At 72.8% G+C, this 19,410-nt stretch carries 18 protein-coding genes; 8 read left to right on the forward strand and 10 right to left on the reverse strand.

Translation table 11 applies throughout. The features are described from left to right. Positions 1 to 23: 23 nt before the first annotated feature. Positions 24 to 1,337 (forward strand): serine-threonine protein kinase, encoded by a 1,314-nt coding sequence (locus ACFY01_RS19815; protein ID WP_390737001.1) that lies wholly within the window; start codon positions 24 to 26, stop codon positions 1,335 to 1,337. Positions 1,338 to 1,359: 22 nt separating this feature from the next. On the opposite strand, the gene ACFY01_RS19820 is transcribed toward ACFY01_RS19815, so the two are convergent. Next, positions 1,360 to 4,143 (reverse strand): penicillin acylase family protein, encoded by a 2,784-nt coding sequence (locus tag ACFY01_RS19820; RefSeq protein ID WP_390737002.1) that lies wholly within the window; start codon positions 4,141 to 4,143, stop codon positions 1,360 to 1,362. 260 nt (positions 4,144 to 4,403) lie between these two features. Here ACFY01_RS19820 and ACFY01_RS19825 point away from each other — a divergent pair, with 260 nt between their 5' ends. The 3 genes from ACFY01_RS19825 to ACFY01_RS19835 all read left to right on the forward strand — a co-directional run bounded on the left by ACFY01_RS19825 (position 4,404) and on the right by ACFY01_RS19835 (position 6,972). Beyond that, the gene (locus tag ACFY01_RS19825) at positions 4,404 to 5,006 is read left to right on the forward strand and encodes a hypothetical protein (RefSeq protein ID WP_390737003.1); all 603 of its coding nucleotides are present in this window, start codon (positions 4,404 to 4,406) and stop codon (positions 5,004 to 5,006) included. A 103-nt stretch (positions 5,007 to 5,109) separates the two neighbouring features. After that, the gene (locus ACFY01_RS19830) at positions 5,110 to 5,820 is read left to right on the forward strand and encodes a 3-keto-5-aminohexanoate cleavage protein (protein WP_390737004.1); all 711 of its coding nucleotides are present in this window, start codon (positions 5,110 to 5,112) and stop codon (positions 5,818 to 5,820) included. Between the two features lie 84 nt (positions 5,821 to 5,904). Further along, the gene (locus ACFY01_RS19835) at positions 5,905 to 6,972 is read left to right on the forward strand and encodes an RNA ligase (ATP) (protein WP_390737005.1); all 1,068 of its coding nucleotides are present in this window, start codon (positions 5,905 to 5,907) and stop codon (positions 6,970 to 6,972) included. A gap of 296 nt (positions 6,973 to 7,268) precedes the next feature. Here ACFY01_RS19835 and soxR read toward each other — a convergent pair whose 3' ends face one another. Continuing rightward, positions 7,269 to 7,733, reverse strand: a complete 465-nt coding sequence (soxR, locus tag ACFY01_RS19840) for a redox-sensitive transcriptional activator SoxR (protein WP_390737006.1) — start codon at positions 7,731 to 7,733, stop codon at positions 7,269 to 7,271. A gap of 128 nt (positions 7,734 to 7,861) precedes the next feature. Here soxR and ACFY01_RS19845 point away from each other — a divergent pair, with 128 nt between their 5' ends. Beyond that, positions 7,862 to 8,323: a MaoC family dehydratase gene (locus tag ACFY01_RS19845; RefSeq protein WP_390737106.1), complete on the forward strand. Its 462-nt coding sequence runs from the start codon at positions 7,862 to 7,864 to the stop codon at positions 8,321 to 8,323. Positions 8,324 to 8,338: 15 nt separating this feature from the next. On the opposite strand, the gene ACFY01_RS19850 is transcribed toward ACFY01_RS19845, so the two are convergent. The 3 genes from ACFY01_RS19850 to ACFY01_RS19860 all read right to left on the reverse strand — a co-directional run bounded on the left by ACFY01_RS19850 (position 8,339) and on the right by ACFY01_RS19860 (position 10,548). Then, positions 8,339 to 8,962, reverse strand: a complete 624-nt coding sequence (locus ACFY01_RS19850; protein WP_390737007.1) for a TetR/AcrR family transcriptional regulator — start codon at positions 8,960 to 8,962, stop codon at positions 8,339 to 8,341. Between the two features lie 72 nt (positions 8,963 to 9,034). Beyond that, complete coding sequence (locus tag ACFY01_RS19855) at positions 9,035 to 9,322, reverse strand: YiaA/YiaB family inner membrane protein (protein ID WP_390737008.1); 288 nt, start codon at positions 9,320 to 9,322, stop codon at positions 9,035 to 9,037. Positions 9,323 to 9,396: 74 nt separating this feature from the next. Then, positions 9,397 to 10,548: an acyl-CoA dehydrogenase family protein gene (locus tag ACFY01_RS19860; RefSeq protein ID WP_390737107.1), complete on the reverse strand. Its 1,152-nt coding sequence runs from the start codon at positions 10,546 to 10,548 to the stop codon at positions 9,397 to 9,399. A gap of 93 nt (positions 10,549 to 10,641) precedes the next feature. On the opposite strand from ACFY01_RS19860, the gene ACFY01_RS19865 reads away from it, so the two are divergent. The 3 genes from ACFY01_RS19865 to ACFY01_RS19875 all read left to right on the forward strand — a co-directional run bounded on the left by ACFY01_RS19865 (position 10,642) and on the right by ACFY01_RS19875 (position 13,094). Next, on the forward strand, positions 10,642 to 11,283 hold the full coding sequence (locus tag ACFY01_RS19865) for a TetR/AcrR family transcriptional regulator (RefSeq protein WP_390737009.1): 642 nt from the start codon (positions 10,642 to 10,644) through the stop codon (positions 11,281 to 11,283). Positions 11,284 to 11,342: 59 nt separating this feature from the next. Beyond that, the gene (locus ACFY01_RS19870; protein ID WP_390737010.1) at positions 11,343 to 12,050 is read left to right on the forward strand and encodes an ArsR/SmtB family transcription factor; all 708 of its coding nucleotides are present in this window, start codon (positions 11,343 to 11,345) and stop codon (positions 12,048 to 12,050) included. A 99-nt stretch (positions 12,051 to 12,149) separates the two neighbouring features. Next, entirely contained in the window at positions 12,150 to 13,094 is a 945-nt protein-coding gene (locus tag ACFY01_RS19875) for a DMT family transporter (protein ID WP_390737108.1), read from the forward strand. 22 nt (positions 13,095 to 13,116) lie between these two features. Here ACFY01_RS19875 and ACFY01_RS19880 read toward each other — a convergent pair whose 3' ends face one another. The 5 genes from ACFY01_RS19880 to ACFY01_RS19900 all read right to left on the reverse strand — a co-directional run bounded on the left by ACFY01_RS19880 (position 13,117) and on the right by ACFY01_RS19900 (position 19,367). Continuing rightward, the gene (locus ACFY01_RS19880; RefSeq protein WP_390737011.1) at positions 13,117 to 14,199 is read right to left on the reverse strand and encodes a zinc-binding dehydrogenase; all 1,083 of its coding nucleotides are present in this window, start codon (positions 14,197 to 14,199) and stop codon (positions 13,117 to 13,119) included. 15 nt (positions 14,200 to 14,214) lie between these two features. Continuing rightward, positions 14,215 to 15,603 carry an aldehyde dehydrogenase family protein gene (locus tag ACFY01_RS19885; protein ID WP_390737012.1) on the reverse strand — a complete coding sequence of 463 codons (1,389 nt, stop codon included), beginning with the start codon at positions 15,601 to 15,603 and terminating at the stop codon, positions 14,215 to 14,217. A gap of 151 nt (positions 15,604 to 15,754) precedes the next feature. After that, positions 15,755 to 17,095: an ABC transporter ATP-binding protein gene (locus ACFY01_RS19890; RefSeq protein WP_390737013.1), complete on the reverse strand. Its 1,341-nt coding sequence runs from the start codon at positions 17,093 to 17,095 to the stop codon at positions 15,755 to 15,757. A gap of 906 nt (positions 17,096 to 18,001) precedes the next feature. Then, complete coding sequence (locus ACFY01_RS19895) at positions 18,002 to 18,646, reverse strand: class F sortase (RefSeq protein WP_390737014.1); 645 nt, start codon at positions 18,644 to 18,646, stop codon at positions 18,002 to 18,004. Then, positions 18,633 to 19,367, reverse strand: coding sequence for a hypothetical protein (locus ACFY01_RS19900; RefSeq protein ID WP_390737015.1), 735 nt, complete (start codon positions 19,365 to 19,367; stop codon positions 18,633 to 18,635). Before ACFY01_RS19900 ends, ACFY01_RS19895 begins: the two co-directional genes overlap by 14 nt. Positions 19,368 to 19,410: the final 43 nt, after the last annotated feature.

Here is a 19,410-nt window from a genome sequence, read left to right on the forward strand (position 1 = left end):
TTCGGGGGACGAGGGGGCCTGTCATGGCGGATCCTGCGATGAGTGTGACTCCCTACTGGGAGCTGACCTTCGACGCGGACGGGGACGTGGACGGCCGGGAACGGGACCGGCTGCTCGCGGAGGTCACGGGCCACGGAGTCCACGACCTGATCGTCTTCTCGCACGGCTGGAACAACGACCGCTCGGACGCGACCGCGCTCTACCGTCACTTCTTCGCACCGATTCCCGGGCTCGCGCCGAAGGCCCGGATCGGGTACGTGGGCGTGGTGTGGCCCTCGATGCGGTTCTCGGACGAGCCGATCCCCGACTTCCCCAAGTCCGTGGCGGCCGTGGAGGCCGAGGCCGCGCCGCGTCCCGCGCTCGACAAGGACACCCGGCAGGCGCTGCTGCGGACCTTCCCCGACCGGACCACCGTGGTCGACCAGCTTGCCGGGCTGCTGGACCGGCAGCCCCGCGAGGAGGCGGCGCTGGAGGAGTTCGGGCGGCTGGTGCGGCTCCTGGTCGAGGTGGCCCCGGACGGACCGCAGGCGCGGTGCGCGACGGACACCGCGGCGGACGGCGAGCCCGGCATGCTCCGCGGGGACACGGCGGCGGCGTGCGAGGAGTTCGGGCAGGCCCTGGCGGCACTGGAGTCCCCGGGCCCGGCCGAGGGGTTCTCGCTGCCAAACCCGTGGCACGGGGCACGTGAACTGCTGCGCCAGGCGACGTACTACGCGATGAAGCGGCGGGCCGGCACCATCGGGGAGCACGGACTGGGCCCGGTCATCGGGCAGTTGGCCGGCGCGGCGCCCGGGGTGCGGGTGCACCTGGTGGGGCACAGCTTCGGCGGCCGGCTGGTGTCCTTCGCGCTGCGCGGACTGCCCCAGGGCGTGCGCGCGGTGAAGTCCGTGACGCTGCTCCAGGGGGCCTTCTCGCACTACGCCTTCGCGGCCGAACTGCCCCACGACCCGCAGGCCGCCGGGGCGTTGCGGGATCTGCACAAGCGCGTCGACGGACCGGTGGTGTGCTGCTACTCGCACTTCGACGCGGCCCTGGGCACCTTCTACCCGCTGGCCTCCCGCATGGCGGGCGACGCGCGGTCGGTGGCGTGCTTCGACATCGGGCACGTACTGGGCCCCGAGTGGGGCGCGATGGGCCACGACGGGGTGCAGGCGGTGCCGGGCACGCGCGCGCTGACGCTGACCGAGGCGCTGGGCGGCCGCCTACCCGGCTCGGGATGCGTGAACGTCGACGCGGCGGCGGTGGTCCGCCACGGCGGGCCGCCGGCGGGCGCGCACAGCGACATCGTGCACCCGGAGCTGGTCCGGGTGGTGCTGGCGGCGGGGCGCGTCACCTGACCCCGCCGCCGGCACTCCGGTGTCACCGGTGCGAGGTGTACTCCACGACCTGCTGGAAGGTCGGGCGGTTCTGCCAGCTGATCTTGCCGTGCTTGATGCCGCCCAGGGTGCGCTGGACGATCGAGTCGGCGCACCACTGGTCGCCCGCCGAGCACTGGTCGTCGCCGGGGTAGACCTGGGCCGCGGTCGTTCCGGCCGCCGTCTTGAGCGTGCTGATGAGGATGTCCCGGCAGGAGCTGAGGCTGCCGCCGCCGCAGTACTTCTGCGCGAGACCGCCCTGCACGGACTCACCGAGCACCGCCCGGATGTCCTTGTCGACATAACTCCACCAGCCGTACTGGAAGGAGCTTCCGGCGTGCGAACCGGTGGGACCGTGCCCGGCGGACGGCGCCTCGTCGACGGACAGGTTGCCGGTGAAGGCGGTGTAGAGGTCACTGCCCAGTCCGGACTGGAACTCGCTCTTCACCAGCAGCGGCCACCAGGCGTCCAGGATCCGGACGGCGTCGGCGTCGGCGTACGTCTTGGAGCCCGCCGAGGTCTCCGTGCGCTTGGCGCCGGCCGTCACCCAGGCCTGGAGTTTGGCCACCGCCGCCGCGGCCGTGGAGTCCGTGACCGTGGAACTGTTGACGACCTTCAGCAGCTTCGGCAGCACGTCCTCGGCCCGCAGGTCCTCAAGGGCGGCGTCCGCCATGGCCTTCACCAGCGCCGTACGGGTCACCCCGCCGGCCGCGACCAGCTTCTTCACCCGGTCGTCGAGCAGGTTGCCGCGGTGCACGGAGCCGTCGCCCCAGGATGCGGTGGTGTAGTCCTTGGCCTGCTTGTTGTTCCAGGAGATGTAGTAGTCCTGGTCGATGGAGTTGGGGTGGGCGGAGGCCGGGGTGTAGTCGGCCGTGTTGGTCGACGGGTCCCAGTTCTTCCACTCGTACGCCGCCTGTCCCCACACCGGGAACTCCGCGTCGACGCCGCTCGCGCGCACCGGGTTGTCGCCGCTGTTGTAGTACGCGGTGTGCTGGGAGTCGGCGTAGAACCAGTTGAAGGTGTAGTTGATGTGCTGGGCCGCGGCCTGGAAGTCCGCCGGGCCCTTGACGAAGTCCGGGTCGTTCAGCATCTGGAAGCCGATGATCGAGTCGGCCTCGTGCAGGTAGGAGGAGCGCAGGGTGGTGTAGGCGACCTTCTTGCCGCCGACCGTGGCCCGGTACTCCACCGGCCCGTACTTCGTGCGCCACACCCGCATCGTGTACGAGCCCGCCGCGGTGCCGTCGGCCGTGGTCGGCTTCCAGGCGTTCGCCTGTTCGACCTTGTCCATGGCCGTGCAGGTGCCGTGGTACAGGTAGTGGTAGTCGTCCTGGCACAGTTCGACGGCGTAGGAGTCGATGATGTCCTGGCCGGAGGTCGTCGCGCTCCAGGAGTAGTCCTGCCCGCGGCCGAGTTCGACGTACATGCTCAGGCCCGCGAAGGAGGCGCCGCGGGCGCTGATGCCCGGGCCCTGGATCTCCTGGAGCATGAGCAGCTGCGGGGCGAAGTAGCCGGTCTGCGGGCCGAACACGGCGATCGGGTGGCCGCTCTTGGTGTACTTGCCGCTCACCACCAGGGCGTTGGACATGCCGCGCTTGGCGGAGCTCAGCGTCGTCTTCGCCGCCGTGGCCGAGGCGCTGGTGGCACTGGAGGTGGCCGCGCTGCCGGTACGGTCGTAGACCAGTGGCTCCTGGGTCACCGAGCCGGCGTCGGGCAGGGCCTCGCCCTGCGGGTCGGCCGGGGTGGAGGCGTACGGGAAGCTCTCGCCGTTGTGGACGGTGAGGACGGCCTCGGGGTCGTTGCGCTCGCGGAACGACTCCCAGACCTTGGTGCCCTCCGCCACACCGTACTTGGACTGGGCGGCGATCAGGGACAGGGCGTTGTTGACCTCGCCGCCACCGCCGGAACCGAACAGCGAGCCGATGACCGAGGCCAGCGCCACCAGGTCGGTGATCTTGAAGTGGTCGATGGTGCCGGCGTTGGTGATCGAGTCCTTGTGGCCGGTCAGGACGTACTCGCCGGGGAAGTAACGGCCGCTGTCGGAGGCGTCGATGTAGGAGTTGACGCCCGCGAGATAGGCGCCTGCGTCGGCGAGGGCCTGCTGGCCGCGCGCGCCGTTCTTCGCCACGGCGTTGTCGATCTGCGCCTGGAGGTCGGCCTCGGTGTAGGGCGCGTTGCGGTAGAACTCCTGCTCCAGGCCCTGGTTGGACGCGGCGCCGCCCGCGAAGGTGGTCAGCCGGCCGCGGCCGACGTGCCGGAAGACGTCCATGAGCCACAGCCGGTCCTCGGCGGCGGCATAGCCCGCACCGAACTCGGTCCCGTATCTGGTGGTACCGGTGATGTGCGGCACACCGGTCTTCTTGTCGCGGACGATCGTCACGTCGCTGCGGCCGGCCGGCTTCTCGGTGGAGGCGACCTGGTCGGAGGGCACTCCGAACGAAGCGTCGTTGAAGAACGTATTGATGGTCGAGTCGGTGAGGGCCGGGTAGCCGGTGGCGAGGTTGGCGTAGGGGCCGAGCTGGTCCTCGGCATGGCTGGGCTGGGTGCCGAACGCCTGGTTGAGCAGGATCTGGGCGAGGGTGGCGTTGCCGTTCTCGCCGGGCGGCAGGATGTCGGAGCACTGGCCGCCGCAGTAGTCGTTGGAGGCCGTGGCCGCGCTGGCGGTCACCTGGGTCAGCGGAGACAGAAGACCGGCGATGAGAACGCATATCGAGGCCGACTTCAGGAACCCGTGGAACCTGCGAGGAGTTCTCAGTCTGTCGAGTGTGGTGCGTGGGACGCGCCGTGCCATGGCAGCTCCTGGGGAGTGGGGGTGCGCAGACGTTACCGCCGGTATCCCCGGGAGTGAAGATGAACATGCGTCACTTTTTGCAGAGGCTTTCGGGTTCAGCCGGGCGGTCAACCCGGGGCGCGTTATGGGAGGGCATCGGAAAACGTATGGAGCCGGATCGGGTGTCGATACGTCTACTCGTCGACGTCGGTACGAGGACTCCGTACGACGACGCCGAAGTGACCGAAGTTCAGGTGCAGGTGTGACGGAGGTGCAGGGCGATGGCCGGTTTCCGGAGTCTGGCGAGACAGGTGCGCGACGCGCGGTGCGACCTGGCGTTGCGGCGCTACTCGCTGCGCAAGTGCCTTGAGCGGTTCGCTCCTTACGGACACAGGGCGACCTGGGACCATCTGTGCTCCCGGGCCGGGTTCGGTCCCGAGGACCGCTCCCCCGACCCGGCGCGGCTCGTGGCCGCGCTGGAGGAGCTGGAGGAGGCCCGGGCGGTCTGGCTCGCCTATGAGGTGGAGTTCGCCGAGCGCCGCAAGAAGGAGAAGCACGACGGGCTGCGCCGGCCGGGCAGCGTGGACGACTGGCACCGGCTGACCTGGGGCGGCTTCGGGGTCGCCTGGTGCGACGACCCCCGCGTCCACCCCGATGAACCCCTCGCGGAGGTGCTGCGGCGGCTGATCGCCGCCCTGGAGCGCGAACCGGGCTCGGCCTGCCCGGTGTGCGACGGTGAACGCCTCGTCTGGAGGTACGACCTGGACCACGAACCCTCGTCGGGCCCGGTCTGCGCGGACTGCGGCATCCTCGTCCCCCGCCCCGTGCTCACCCCCGAGGCGCTGGCGTACGCCAGGCGCGGACGGCTGCTCATATCGGCCTGACCGAGCGGGGTGCGCAGGGGATGCCGCACCCCCCTTTCTGCCGCTCTTTCTGCCGCTCTTTCTGCCGCGCGTCGTTGTCGGTGGTGACCGGCACCATGGAGGCATGGTGCAGGTATGTCTCAACGGGCGCCGAGGAGGAGCCGACGGCGCGTGCGTGCCGCTGTCTCCCGAGGCGATGGCCCGGTCGGCGGCCGAGGCCGTCGCGGCGGGGGCCACGGAAGTGCACGTCCACCCCAGGACTCCGTGCGGCCAGGACAGTCTGTCCCCGCGCGTGGTCGCGGCGACCGTCGACGCGATACGGACGCGGGTGCCGGTGCCGGTCGGGGTGACCACCGGCGCCTGGGCCGCCCCCGATCCGGCGGTCCGGCTCGAGCGCGTGCGCGGCTGGTCGGTGCTGCCCGACTTCGCCTCCGTCAACTGGCACGAGCCGGGCGCGGAGGAGGTCGCCGAGCAGCTGATCGCCATGGGCATCGGCGTGGAGGCGGGCATCTGGTCCGGGACGGACGGGGCGTCCCGCTTCGCGGCGTCACCGCTCGGACCGAAGGTGCTGCGGGTGCTGGCCGAGGTGACGGACCCGGACCCGGACACCGCCGAGGCGTCGGCGCGCTCCCTGCTGTCCGGCCTCGGCGAGGCCCACGGCCGGCCGGTGCTGCTGCACGGCGAGGAGGGCGGGGCGTGGCCGGTGCTGCGGCTGGCGGGGCGGCTGGGGCTGGCCACGCGCGTGGGCCTGGAGGACACGCTGTTCCTGCCCGACGGGCAACGGGCGGTGTCCAACGCCCAGTTGGTGGCCCAGGCGCTGCGGCCGGGACCCTAGCAGCCCCAAATCCGGTCGCTCCACCCCTTTCCCGTGCGGACAGTTGGGGTCGATGAAACCCGCCTGAGTACCCCAGGAGTCCCGATGTCGACGCTGCGCGTCACCGCCGAAGTGCTGACCGTCCACGAACACCCCAACGCCGACGCACTGGAGCTGGCCCAGGTGGGCCTGTACCGGGCCGTCGTCGCCAAGGGGGCGTACCGCACCGGTGAGGCCGCCGTCTACATCCCCGAGCAGTCGGTCCTCCCGGCCGGGCTCATCGAGGAGCTCGGCCTGACCGGACGGCTCGCGGGCGGCAACCACGACCGGGTCAAGGCGGTGCGGCTGCGCGGGGAGGTGTCGCAGGGCATCGTGTGCCGGCCGAAGGCGCTGACCGGCGTCGACCTGGCGCGGGCCGCGGCCGAGGGCACCGACTTCGCGGAGCTGCTGGGCATCACCAAGTGGGTGCCGCCGGTCCCGCCCACCATGAACGGCGAGGTGGAGTCCGCGCCCGAGCTGCTGCCCTGGGTCGACATCGAGAACATCCAGCGCTACCCCGGGATCTTCACGCCCGGTGAGCCGGTGGTGCTCACCGAGAAGCTGCACGGCTCGGCCTGCCTGCTGACGTACGTCGCCGACGAGGACCGGGTGTACGTGTCCTCCAAGGGCTTCGGCGCCAAGTCCCTGGCCCTCAAGGAGGACCCGCGGAACCTGTACTGGCGGGCGGTGCGCGGTCACGGCGTCGCCGAGGTCGCCGCGCGGCTCGCGCGGCGGCTGGGGGCGCGGCGCGTCGGCATCTTCGGCGAGGTGTACGGCGCCGGCGTGCAGGACCTGACGTACGGCGCCGACGGACGGCGCGAGACGCTCGGGTACGCGGTGTTCGACGTCTCGGCCGAGGTCGACGGATCGGTGCGCTGGCTCGGCGCGGCGGAGTTGCTGAAGGATGAACTGCCGCTGGTGCCACGGCTGTTCGAGGGGGCGTACGACATCGAGCGGGTGCTGGAGCTGGCCGGCGGGCGGGAGACCGTGTCCGGGCGGGAGCTGCACCTGCGCGAGGGGGTCGCGATCCGGCCCGCGGTGGAGCGGTACAGCCCCGTGACCGGGGGACGGGCGATCGCCAAGGCGGTCAGCCCGGCCTATCTGACGCGGAAGGGCGGGACGGAGTACGAGTGAGCCGTCGGCGGCCGCTCGGTCACCCGGGGCCGGCGCCCTGGGCCGGGACACGACCCGGCGCCACAGAGGGCGGGGCGGTGTCCGGCTGCGCCGCCGGCCTGCGCGCAGGGGCCGGGGACGTGTCCGGCGACGCCCGTCGCCGCGGCGCGGCGGGGGTGAAAGGGTGCCGCGGTGCCGGCCCGTGCCGCACCGGCTCCGGACGCCAGCCGGCATCGTCCAGTCCGTCCGGCGTTCGAGAACGACGCCGTTCAGGCCGTAGGGGGGCCGGGGGGCGACGGCGCCGGCTCGTGTCCGTCTCAGCGCCGAGGGGACTCCACCAGCAGCCGGGAACCCGCCCGCCGTTCGCCGAACGCGTCGTCCGGGTTGGACAGGACGCACGCGCTGAAGGACAGGCAGCCGCAGCCGATGCAGTCGGTGAGGTGGTCGCGGAGGCGGCTCAGCTGTGTGATGCGCTCGTCGAGTTCGGAGCGCCATGCCTCGGAGAGCCGGGCCCAGTCCTCGCGGGTGGGCGTGCGCTCCTCGGGGAGTTCGGCGAGCGCCTCGCGGATGGTGGCCAGCGGGATGCCGACGCGCTGGGCGGCCCGCACGAAGGCGACGCGGCGCAGCGCGTCGCGGGTGTAGCGGCGCTGGTTGCCGGGCGTGCGCCGGCTGCTGATGAGGCCCTTGGACTCGTAGAAGTGCAGGGCGGAGACGGAGGCACCGCTGCGCGCGGACAACTGGCCGACGGTCAGCTCGTGGATCTTCTCGGGGATCTGGGGCACTCCGCCGAGCCTACCGACCGGCCACCGGCCCCGACCGCACGCCTGTCGTTGACATCGCTTCCCGCACCGACCATGCTAAGCAGTCGCTTAGGCATGTCATCGACACCGTGACGCGAGAGGCCCTGGACATGGCGGAACCGAGGATCTTCACCTCCCCCGACGAGCTGAAGGCGGCCGTGGGCGAGCAGCTGGGCCACACCGACTGGCTGGAGGTCGACCAGAAGCGCATCGACCTGTTCGCGGACGCCACCGGCGACCACCAGTGGATCCACATCGACCCGGAGAAGGCCGCCGCGGGCCCGTTCGGGACGACCATCGCGCACGGGTACCTGACCCTGTCGCTGCTGCCCCTCTTCGGCCCCCAGCTGATCAAGGTCGAGGGCGTGAAGATGGGCGTCAACTACGGCACGAACAAGGTCCGCTTCCCCGCCCCCGTGCCCGTCGGCTCCCGGCTGCGCGCCACCGCGCAGATCACCGGCGTCGAGGACGTCACCGGCGGCGTCCAGGTCACCGTGGCCTTCACCGTGGAGCGCGAGGGCGGCGACAAGCCGGTCTGCGTCGCGGAGTCGGTGGCCCGCTACTACCTCTGAGCGGGCAGGGCGGTCCTACCCGGCCCCGACCATCCGCAGCACGAGGTCGGCGTAGAGCGCGCCGACCTGCTCGGGCGTGCGGGGACCGTCCACGTTGAACCAGCGGGCGACGTCGATGCACAGGGACAGCACCGCGAGGGTGGTGCCGTGCACGTCGATCACCTGGAACTCGCCCGACGCCACACCCTCGTCGATGATCCCGCGCACCTCCGCGTCCACCTGCCGGCGCAGCGCGAGGATCTCGGCGCGGGCGTCCGGCCCGAGCGCGTCCAGTTCGTACTGCACGACCCGGGCGGTCGTCCGGCGCCCGGCGTGCCAGCGCACGAAGGAGCTCACCGCCTCGGCGAGCCGCTGCGTGGCACTGCCCTCACCCCGGGCCGCCGTGCGCAGGATGTCCAGCGCCTTGTCGTGGCCGATCCGGCTGATGCGGTGGAGGAGCTCTTCCTTCGTCTTGTAGTGGATGTAGAGCGCGGCCGGGCTCATGCCCGCGCGGCCGGCGATGTCGCGGGTCGTCGTCGCGTGGTAGCCGCGCTCGGCGAAGGCCTCCACGGCGGCGACGAGCAGCCGCCGCGCCGCGTCAGGGGTGACCTCTTCCCACGGCTCGATCTCGCCGCCGGTCGTCTCCTGAGCCGTACTCATCGCTCGCTCGCCCCTCTCGGTACAGGAGCTCCACCATACCGCCGAAGCTGAGCGAGCGCTTAGTGTGCCCGCTCAGAGCTTTTCGAAGGGGTCGTGCTCGGCGAGGAGCTTCTCCAGCCGGGCCTGGTCCACCCGGTTCACGATCTGCCCGGCCTCCTGACGGTCCCGGATGACCTTGGCGAGCGTGAAGGCGGAGGTGACCAGGTAGAGGACGGCGATGCCGAGGAAACCCCTCACCCACGCGTTGGCGTCCAGGCGGAAGATGCCGACGGTGGTCGCCACCATGGCGAGGGCGAAGGAGGCGACGGCCTGGCCGTAGAAAGCGGCCGTGCTCTGCTGCTTGACCGATGTGTCACTCATGGCGACAAGCTTCGGCGGACGTGGCCCGTGCCACATCCGCCGACGTACTCAGACACGTACTCAGAGACACCCTCTCAGAACGCCGAAACCCCCGTCAGCGCCCGCCCGATGAGCAGCTTCTGTATCTGGCTGGTGCCCTCGTAGAGGGTCATCACGCGGGCGTCGCGCAGCAGTTTGCCCGCCGGGTACTCGTCGATGTAGCCGTAACCGCCGAAGACCTGGAGGGCGTTGTTCGCGGCGCGGACGGCCGCCTCGGAGGCGAAGAGCTTGGCCTTGGAGGACTCCACGGCGAAGGGCAGGCCGCGGTCGACGAGGTCGGCGACCCGCCAGGTCAGCAGCCGGGCCGCGTCCACGTCGACGGCGATGTCGCTGATCAGCTCCTGGACGAGCTGGTGGTGGGCGATGCTCCTGCCGAACTGCTCGCGCTCCCCGGCGTAGCGGACCGCCGCGTCCAGCGCCGCCTGGGCGATGCCGACACAGCCCGCCGCGACCGACATCCGGCCCTTGGCGAGGGCGGACATGGCGACGGAGAAGCCCTTGCCCTCCTCCCCCAGCATCGCCGAGGCGGGCACCCGCACGTCCTCCAGGACCAGTTCCGCGGTCGCCTGTCCGCGCAGGCCGAGCTTGCCGTGGATGGCGCGGCGGGTCAGCCCCGGGGTGTCAGTGGGCACGAGGAAAGCGGAGACGCCCTTGTGTCCCGGGGCGTCCGTGGAGCGGGCGAAGAGCAGGACGACATCGGCCCAGGTGCCGTTGGTGATGAACATCTTCGTGCCATTGATGACGTAGTCGTCGCCCTCGCGCACCGCACGGGTGGCGAGGCTGCCCGCGTCGGACCCGGTCCCCGGCTCGGTCAGGCCGAAGCAGCCGACGCACTCGCCGGAGGTGAGCCCGGGCAGCCAGCGCCGCTTCTGCTCCTCGTCGCCCCAGGCGGCGACCGACTTGGCGACCAGGCCGAGCGAGACGGAGACGATGCCGCGCACGGACGAGTCGCCGCGGCCCAGCTCCTCCGTGACCAGGCAGTACGCCAGGTGGTCGCCGCCGGAGCCGCCGTACTCCTCGTCGATGGTCAGACCGAGGAAACCGAGCTCACCGAGCTTCTTCACGATGCCGCGGTCGACCTCCTCGGCCCGGTCCCAGGCGACCACGTGCGGGGAGATCTCACGTGCCACGAAGTCCTGGGCGAGTTCCCGGACCGCGGTCTGCTCCTCACTGAGCCCCAGGTACACCACGAGATCACCTCATTTGAAAGCCGCACATTTGAAAGCCGCACATTTAAATTAGCACTGCTAGTTTCAGCGTGCAGCCCTACTATGTGCGCCATGGCCCGACCGCGCAAGCCCCTCCTCAGCACCGACCGGATCGTCGCGACGGCACGGGAACTCGTGGACGCGGAAGGCCTGTCGGCCGTCTCCACCCGCCGGCTCGCCGCCGAGCTGGGCGTGAGCGGGCCCTCGCTCTACAACCACTTCCGCACCAAGGACGAGATCCTGGAGGCGGTGGCCGACTCGGTGAGCGCCCAGGTCGATCTGTCGATGTTCGAGGACGGCCGGGACTGGCGGACCGCGCTGCACGACTGGGCCGTCTCCTACCGGGCCGCCCTGCGCGACCACCCCAACATCGTCCCGGTCCTGGCCCGCGGCCCCGGCCGCCGCCCGGCCGCGCTGCGCCTGGCCGACGCCGTCTACGGCGCGATGGTGGGCGCGGGCTGGCCCCCGGCACAGGCCACCTCGATCGGCGCGCTGATGCGGTACTTCATCATGGGCTCCGCGCTGAGCTCCTTCGCCGGGGGCTTCGTGGACGACGTGAGCGCGTACGACCCCGCCGACTATCCCCATCTCGGGCAGGCCCACCTGCTCGCCGACCAGCCGGAGAAGATCGACGAGCGGGCCTTCGAGACGGGCCTGACGGCGCTGCTGGACGGGCTGGTGCGGCAGTACGAGCAGGTCGGCCGCGGCGAGTAGCAGGCAGGCGGCCGGCACTTCGGCGGTCACCGAAGTGTTCGTGCCGCATGCTGGGAGGCATGACCACCAGAGACCCCCAGGCACCGGGCCTCGCGGCGCTCGCCGGGCTGATCGCCGACGAGACGCGGGCCGCGTGTCTGCTGGCGCTGCTGGACGGGCGGGCCTGGACGGCCGGTGAGCTGGCCCGGCACGCCGGGGTCGCCGCGTCGACGCTCAGCGAGCACCTGAGCAAACTGGTCGCCGGCGGGCTGCTCGCCGAGGAACGGCAGGGTCGGCACCGGTACGTCCGGCTGGCCGGCACGCGGGTCGCGCAGCTGGTGGAGGACCTGGCCGCCCAGGTCACGCCCGCCGCCCGGCGCCCGCACACCCTGCGGGAGGCAGGCGCCGGGTCGGCCATGGCCCGGGGCCGCACCTGCTACGACCACCTCGCCGGGCGGCTGGGCATCGCGGTCACCGACGCGCTCACCGCGCGCGGACTGCTGCAACAGGAGACCGGGTTCGCGCTCACGGACGCCAGTCTGGAGTGGTTCGGCTCGGTCGGCATCGGCCTGGAACGCGGGGGCCGCCGGCCGCTGGCCCGCGCCTGCCTCGACTGGACCGAGCGCCGCCCCCACCTCGCGGGCGTCGCCGGGGCGGCCCTGTGCCGGCACACCCTGGACGCGGGCTGGTGCGTGCGCATCGGCTCGGAGCGCGCGGTGAAGGTGACTCCGTCGGGCGAGCGGGCGCTGTCCGAACTGCTGGGGATAGCGGAGGGCGCGCTGCGCTGAGCCCGGCTGCCCGTCCGAAACCCGCGAGCCCGCACCCCGCCTCTCGGTCCGAAATCCGCGAGCCCGCACCCCGCCCCTCCTCCTAACCTCGGGAGCATGATGAACGCCACCCCGTCCCCGACCGCCCGTCGCCCCGAGGCGCTCGCCGCCGGCGCGGCCGTCGTCACCGTCGTGCTGTGGGCCTCCGCCTTCGTGTCGATCCGCAGCGCGGGTGCCGCGTACTCGCCGGGCGCGCTGGCGCTCGGGCGGCTGCTGTCCGGGGCGCTGGCGCTCGGGTTGATCTGTCTGGTGCGGCGGGAGGGGCTGCCGCCGAGGTCGGCCTGGCGCGGGATCGCGATATCCGGGCTGCTCTGGTTCGGCTGCTACATGGTGGTCCTGAACTGGGGCGAGCAGCAGGTCGACGCGGGTACGGCCGCCCTGGTGGTGAACATCGGCCCGCTGCTGATCGCCCTGCTCGGCGCGCGGCTGCTCGGCGATCCGATGCCGCCGCGGCTGCTGGCGGGGATGGCCGTGTCGTTCGCCGGCGCGGTGACCGTGGGTCTTTCGATGTCCGGTGGGGGTGGTTCCTCACTGCTCGGGGTGGCGCTGTGCCTGCTCGCGGCGGTCGCGTACGCCTCCGGGGTGGTCGCCCAGAAGCCCGCCCTGGCCGGGGCGAGCGCGCTCCAGGTGACGACGTGGGGGTGTTTCACCGGGGCGGTGGTCTGCCTGCCGTTCGCCGGGCAGCTGGTGCACGACGCGGCCGGCGCCCCGCTGACGGCCACGCTCAACATGGTCTACCTGGGTGTCTTCCCGACCGCGCTGGCCTTCACGACCTGGGCGTACGCCCTCGCCCGTACGACCGCGAGCCGCATGGGCGCGACCACGTACGCGGTGCCCGCGCTGGTCGTGCTGATGTCCTGGCTGGCGCTCGGCGAGGTGCCGGGGCCGCTGACGCTCGCGGGCGGGGTGCTGTGTCTGGCGGGTGTGGCGGTGTCCCGGTCCCGGGCGCGGGCGTCCCGGGTCGCCGCCGCCGAGCCGGAGCAGCGACCCGAGCGGGTGTCCTGACCCTAACGGGTGCGCTGACCGGTCAGAACACCACCAGGGCCCGGCCGCCCTTGCCCGCCAGCATGTTGTCGAAGGCGGCCGGGATGCCGTCGAGGGCGATCCGCTCGGTGACCAGCGCGCCGAGGTCCAGGCGGCCCGCCCGTACGTGCTCGGCGAGCACGGGCAGGTCGCGGGCCGGGTCGCAGTTGCCGTAGACGCAGCCGGCCAGGGTGCGGCCCCAGTGGAAGATCTCCAGGGCGTTGAAGGTGACCTGCTCGTCCTTGCCGCCGATGCCGACGACCGTCGTACGGCCGCCCCGGCGGGTGGACTCCCAGGCCGCGCGGATGCTGACCGCGCGGCCCACGCACTCCACGGAGACGTCGACGCCCTGCTTGCCGGTGAGGGCGCGGATCTCGCGGGGGGTGCTCTCGGAGGCGAGGACGTAGTCGGTGGCGCCCGCGCCGCGGGCCAGTTCCTCCTTCTCCGGGGAGACGTCCACGGCGATGATCCGCGCGGCCCCGGCGATCCGGGCCGCCTGGAGGGTGGCGAGGCCGACGCCGCCCACGCCGAACACCGCGACCGTCTCGCCGGGCTGCACCCCCGCCGAGTGGTGGACGGCGCCGTAGCCGGTGAGGACGGCGCAGCCGAGGAGGGCCGCGTCGGTGAGCGGGACACCGTCCGGGAGGGGCAGTACGCAGGACGCGGGGACGACCGTCTCCTCGGCGAACGCGGCGACGTTCAGGCCGGGGTGGAGCTCGGTGCCGTCGGCGGTACGGGCGTACACGTCGGCGGCGCCGTTCAGGGCGTTGGCGCACAGCCAGACCTCACCCAGCGTGCAGGCGTGGCATCTGCCGCAGGACGGAGCCCAGTTGAGGACCACCGGTGCGCCGGGGGCCAGGCCGGTGACGCCCTCCCCCACGGCCACCACCGTGCCGGCGCCCTCGTGGCCGAGGACCGCCGGGACCGGTACGCGCATGGTGCCGTTGGACAGGGACAGATCGGAGTGGCAGACGCCGGCGGCGGCGAGGCGGACGCGGACCTGCCCGGGGCCCGGGTCCGGGAGCTCGATGCCGGTGATCTCCAGGGGTGCGCCGATGGCGGGCAGGACGGCGGCTCGTACGGCCATGGCTCGCGTACTTCCTTAGAACTGGAGGGACTTGGTCTGGAGGTACTCGGTGAGTCCGTGGGCGCCGAGTTCGCGGCCGACCCCGGACTGCTTGTAACCGCCGAAGGGGGCGAGCGGGTTGAAGCGGCCGCCGTTGATGTCGACCTGGCCGGTGTCCATCCGGCGGGCGAAGCTCACCGCCTCGGCCTCGTCGCCCGCCCAGACGGCGCCCGCGAGGCCGTACACGGTGCCGTTGGCGATGCGCAGGGCGTCCTCCTCGTCCTCGTAGCGCAGAACGGTGAGGACCGGGCCGAAGATCTCCTCCTGGGCGATGGTCATCTCCGGGGTGACGTCGGCGAAGACGGTGGGGCTGACGTGGTAGCCGGGCTCGCGCGGGGCTTCGGGGCCACCGGCGACCAGCCGGGCACCCTCGGCGAGGCCCTTCTCGATGTAGCCGCGCACGCGGTCGCGCTGCCGCGCGTTGACCACCGGGCCGATGCGGTCGCCGTACCTGGCGGCGGCGGCCGCGGCCAGCTCCACGGCCTCCTCGTACTGGTCGGTGTGCACCAGCATGCGGGTCCAGGCGCTGCACGTCTGGCCGGAGTTGGTCATCACGTTGGCGACGCCGACGTTGACCGCCTTGGCGAGGTCGGCGCTCGGCAGGATCACGTTGGCGGACTTGCCGCCGAGTTCGAGGGCGACCTTCTTCAGCGCGCCGCCGGCCACCGCGCCGATCCGCCTGCCGACCGCGGAGGAGCCGGTGAAGGAGACCAGGTCGACGTCCGGGTGCTCGACGAGCGCCTGGCCGGCGACCGGGCCGAGGCCGGTGACCAGGTTGAACACCCCGGCGGGTACGCCCGCCTCGTGCACGGCCTCGGCGAAGAGCTGGGCGGTGAGCGGGGTGTCCTCGGCGGGCTTGAGGACGATCGTGCAGCCCGCGGCCAGCGCCGGGGCGGCCTTGGCGACGATCTGGTGCAGCGGGTAGTTCCAGGGGGTGATCGCGCCGACCACGCCGACGGGTTCGAGGTGGACGGTCGAGTTGCCGACCTTCTCCTCGAAGGGGTGGGTGGCGGCCAGTTCGGCGTACGAGCCCGCGACGGCGATCGGCACGGCCGCGTGTACGGCCTGCGACAGCTTCAGCGGCGAGCCCAGTTCCGCGGTGATCGTCTCGGCGATCTCCTCCTGGCGGGCCACGAGCACGTCCCGCAGCGCGGCCAGGCGGGCGGACCGCTCGGCCGGGGGTGTCGCGGCCCAGGCCGGGAGGGCGGCGCGGGCGGCACGTACCGCGGCGTCGACGTCCTCGGCGGAGGCCGCGGGGACACGACCGATGACCTGTTCGTCGGCCGGGTTCACGACCTCGATCAGATCGCCGCCGGTGGCGGGGCGCCAGGCGCCGTCGATGTAGAGGCCGTCGTGTGGCTTCACTGCTGCTTCCTCCCGGCGGGGCATGGCATGGCATGGCGTGACATGGCGTGTCGTGTCGTCCGGCTCGTAGGTGGGCCGCCGCACGGCTCACAAACTAGCGGCGATAGTTTTCGTGCGCCAGCACACCCTCTTTGCACGCCCTTTTCGGGGCTCACTCTTCCAGGTCCGGCAGCCGCGCGGGGGACGGGGAGATCCGGTCGCCGTGCTGGTCGAAGACGAACAGGTGGGCGAGGTCGACGAGCAGGGGGATCTGCATGCCGTGACGGAGCTGGAGGTCGGGGGTGGTGCGCACGACCAGATCGCCGGGCAGCCGGCCCTCCGGCGGCTCGGGGCCGGGGCCGGCCTCGTCCGGGTCCTCCAGCACCACCACCGGGCCGGCGCGCAGGGAGCTCGCCCGTTCCCTCAGCCGGCCCAGGACGCCGGGGCCCTCCCTGCGGCGGCGCCGGGAGGGCCGGACGACCGGGCGCGGGGCCTCCAGCTCCGGTACGACGGCGGGCCGTGAGCCGGTGTCGAAGTGGACCAGCATCTCGTGCCCCTGGAACTCCAGGTGCCGCACCAGGCCGGTGATCGGCACCTCTCCGGGGCGGGCGGCCTTGTGCTTGGCGATGCGGACGGCCTCCGAGCGCAGGCCGACTATCACCTCCCGGCCCTGCTGCACGCGCAGCAGGCGGTGGTCAAGGCAGAGGGGTTCGGGCAGGGGCAGGGCCTGCTTGCCGAGGCTGATGGTCATCGCACCGTCCAGCGGGGCGCGGACCAGGCCGCGTATCAGATTGATGCGGGGAGTGCCGATGAAGGCGGCGACGAAGACATTGCGCGGCAGCGCGTACACCTCGCGCGGGGTGCCGACCTGCTGGAGCAGACCACCGCGCAGGACGGCGACCCGGTCGCCCAGCGACATGGCCTCGGCCTGGTCGTGTGTGACGTACACCGTGGTGACGCCCAACTCGCGGGTGAGCTGGGATATTTCGGCGCGCAGGTGGTTGCGCAGCTTGGCGTCGAGGTTGGACAGCGGCTCGTCCATCAGGAAGGCCGACGGATGGCGGGCGATGGCCCTCCCCATGGCGACCCGCTGGCGTTCGCCGCCGGAGAGCTGGCTCGGGAAGCGGTCGAGGAGGTCCTCTATGCCGAGCATGCGGGCGGTGGCGTCCACGCGGGTACGGGGGTCCGCGCCGGGGGTCTCGATGCGCAGCGGGAAGCCGATGTTGTCGCGGCTGGTCATGTTCGGGTAGAGCGCGAAGTTCTGGAAGACCATCGCGATGTCCCGGTCGGACGGGACGAGGTCGTTGGCGTACTCGCCGTCGAGCAGCAGCTCGCCCTCGTCGATCTCCTCCAGCCCGGCGATCATCCTCAGCACGGTGGACTTGCCGCAGCCGGACGGCCCGAGCAGCACGAGGAACTCCCCCGGCGTGATGTCCAGCGACAACCGGTCCACCACGCGGACGCCTCGCGCGTAGGTCTTGCTCACATCGTGCAGGGAGATGGCGCGTGTCATGGCAGCTGTCCCCGGGGGCGGTCGTAAGAGGCCTGTGAGTCACGGAAGTTAACGGAATGTGTGCACCCGGGGGAAGGGAATGGCCGAGATCGGGCGAGCCGGCCCGCCGGGCCAGAAAACGGACGCCCCGATTCAGCGCGGGGGCCTGCGGCCGGTGACGCTGCGGCCGGCGGCAGGTTTCTCGCCCCCGCCGCCCCTACCCTTCCCGTCCTCCAGGGGCTCCGCCCCTTCGACCCCGCCCGGGGGCTGTGCCCCTGACCCCGGGCGGGCGCAGGGGCACAGGCCAGCGGGGGCCGAGGGGGCGGAACCCAGCGGGCGCTCGGGACCCGAGCCCCCATGGGTGCAGGGGCGGCCCCGCGAGGGGCGCAGCCCCGCGGGGGTCCCAAGGGCGCAGCCCCACCACGGCTCCGAGGGGACCCGCCCCCGGTGGGGTACAGGGGCACGGCCCCGCGGGGGTCCCAGGGGCGCAGCCCCATCCACGACTCAGCGGGGGGGGCGCACCCCGGTGGGGTACAGGAGCACGGCCCCGCGGGGGTCCCAGGGGCGCAGCCCCATCCACGACTCAGCGGGGGGGCGCACCCCGGTGGGGTACAGGGGCACGGCCCCGCGGGGGTCCCAGGGGCGCAGCCCCACCACGGCTCCGAGGGGACCCGCCCCCGGTGGGGTACAGGGGCGCAGCCCCGCGGGGGTCCCAGGGGCGCAGCCCCATCCACGACTCAGCGGGGGGCGCACCCCGGTGGGGTACAGGGGCACGGCCCCGCGGGGGTTCAGGGGGCGGAGCCCCCTCGCGGGGTTGAAGGGGCGGAGCCCCTGGGGACGGGAACGGGTAGGGGCGGCGGGGGCGAGGGACCTGCCGTGACCGCAACGCGGTCGGCGAGCCGCGCATGGCCCGCGAGCCGCCGGAGGTCACCGCGTTGCGGTCAGGTGGGCGAAGACGACCACGTTGCTGGTGTAGCCGGTTCTGCGGTTGTAGAGGCCGCCGCAGGTGAGGATCCGGAGTTCGGGGCGGCGGCTCGGGCCGTACACCTCCTTGTCGGGGAAGTCGTCCTTGTCGAAGACCCGGACGCGGTCCACGGTGTAGACGGCGGTACGCCCGTCGGCGCGCCCGGCCTCGATGCTGCTGCCCGCCGGCACCTGGGCGAGGGCGGCGAAGACCGCGGGGCCGGTCCGGGTGTCCCGGTGGCCGACGGCGACGGCCGTGCCCGTCTCACCGGGGGTGGGCCCGTCCTGGTACCAGCCGACGAGCTCGGCCTTGTCCAGCGGTGGCGTCTCCAGTTGGCGGTCGGGGCCGAGCCGTACGCCGACGATCGGCGCGTCCACGCCCAGCGAGGGGACTCGCAGGGTGGTCGCCGGCGATCGTGGCAGGGGCTGGGGCGGGGGCGCGGCCCGCCCGGCCTGCGTGGGCCCGCCGGCCCCGGCCGGGCCGGCCGGCCCCTCGGGCCCGCCGCAGCGGACCACCGTCACCAGGACGGTGACGAGCAAGGCCGTCCTGGCGAGACGGAAGGCGCGGGTCCGGTGCCAGGGCCTGCGTCTGCGCCTACGCGGCACCATCGGGGCGCCGGCGGATCAGCCGGAAGTACACGGCTCCGCTGACCACGACCAGACCCACGGCGGCCGCCGCGGTCAGCGGGGTGTACGCCCCGGCCGTGTCGACGAGTCCGCCACCGCCCGCGTGGACTCCGCCCCGCGGACCGTCGCCGTCGCGCTGCCCCTCATCGTTGCGCTGCCCGCCCTCGTCACGCGACCCGTCGCCCTCGTCGCGCGGACCGTCACCGTCGTGCGGGGCGGCCGCCGCGTCGTGCCCGTGGTCCTCGATGCGGCCGGGGTCCCCGCCGGGCCCGTGGTCCGGCTGGCCGTGGCAGTCGACGCGGAAGATCTTCTCCCGCGGCGTGGCCCCCGCGGTCCAGGTGAGCCGGTACTGCCCGTCCGCCAGCCCCAACGGGTCGGTGTGCCCGGCACCGGAGCCCGGTCCGAGCGCGATGGTCCCGGTCACGGTGGCACTGGTGGGCAGCGGCGGCTGAGCCACAATGGTGTACGCGACGCTGGGCAGTGTGTCGAAGTTGACGGCGTCGAGGTAGAACCGGCAGACCACGGGGTCGTCCTTCGAGACTCCGAAGGGCACGCCCACCCGGTGGATCCTGATGTCACCCGCCTCCCCTTGGGCCACGGCGCTCGGCGCCGCCAGCCAGGTGGCTCCCGCCGCGGTGAGGACGGTGAGGGCACCGACGCCGAGCCGGGCGCCGACGGCGGGTGGGAGTGTCAAGGTGGGCATGGGTACTCCTCCGAGTCAGACGATTTTCATACAAATCGACCTT

The organism is Streptomyces sp. NPDC001480 (assembly GCF_042894725.1).
Taxonomy (GTDB): Bacteria; Actinomycetota; Actinomycetes; order Streptomycetales; family Streptomycetaceae; genus Streptomyces.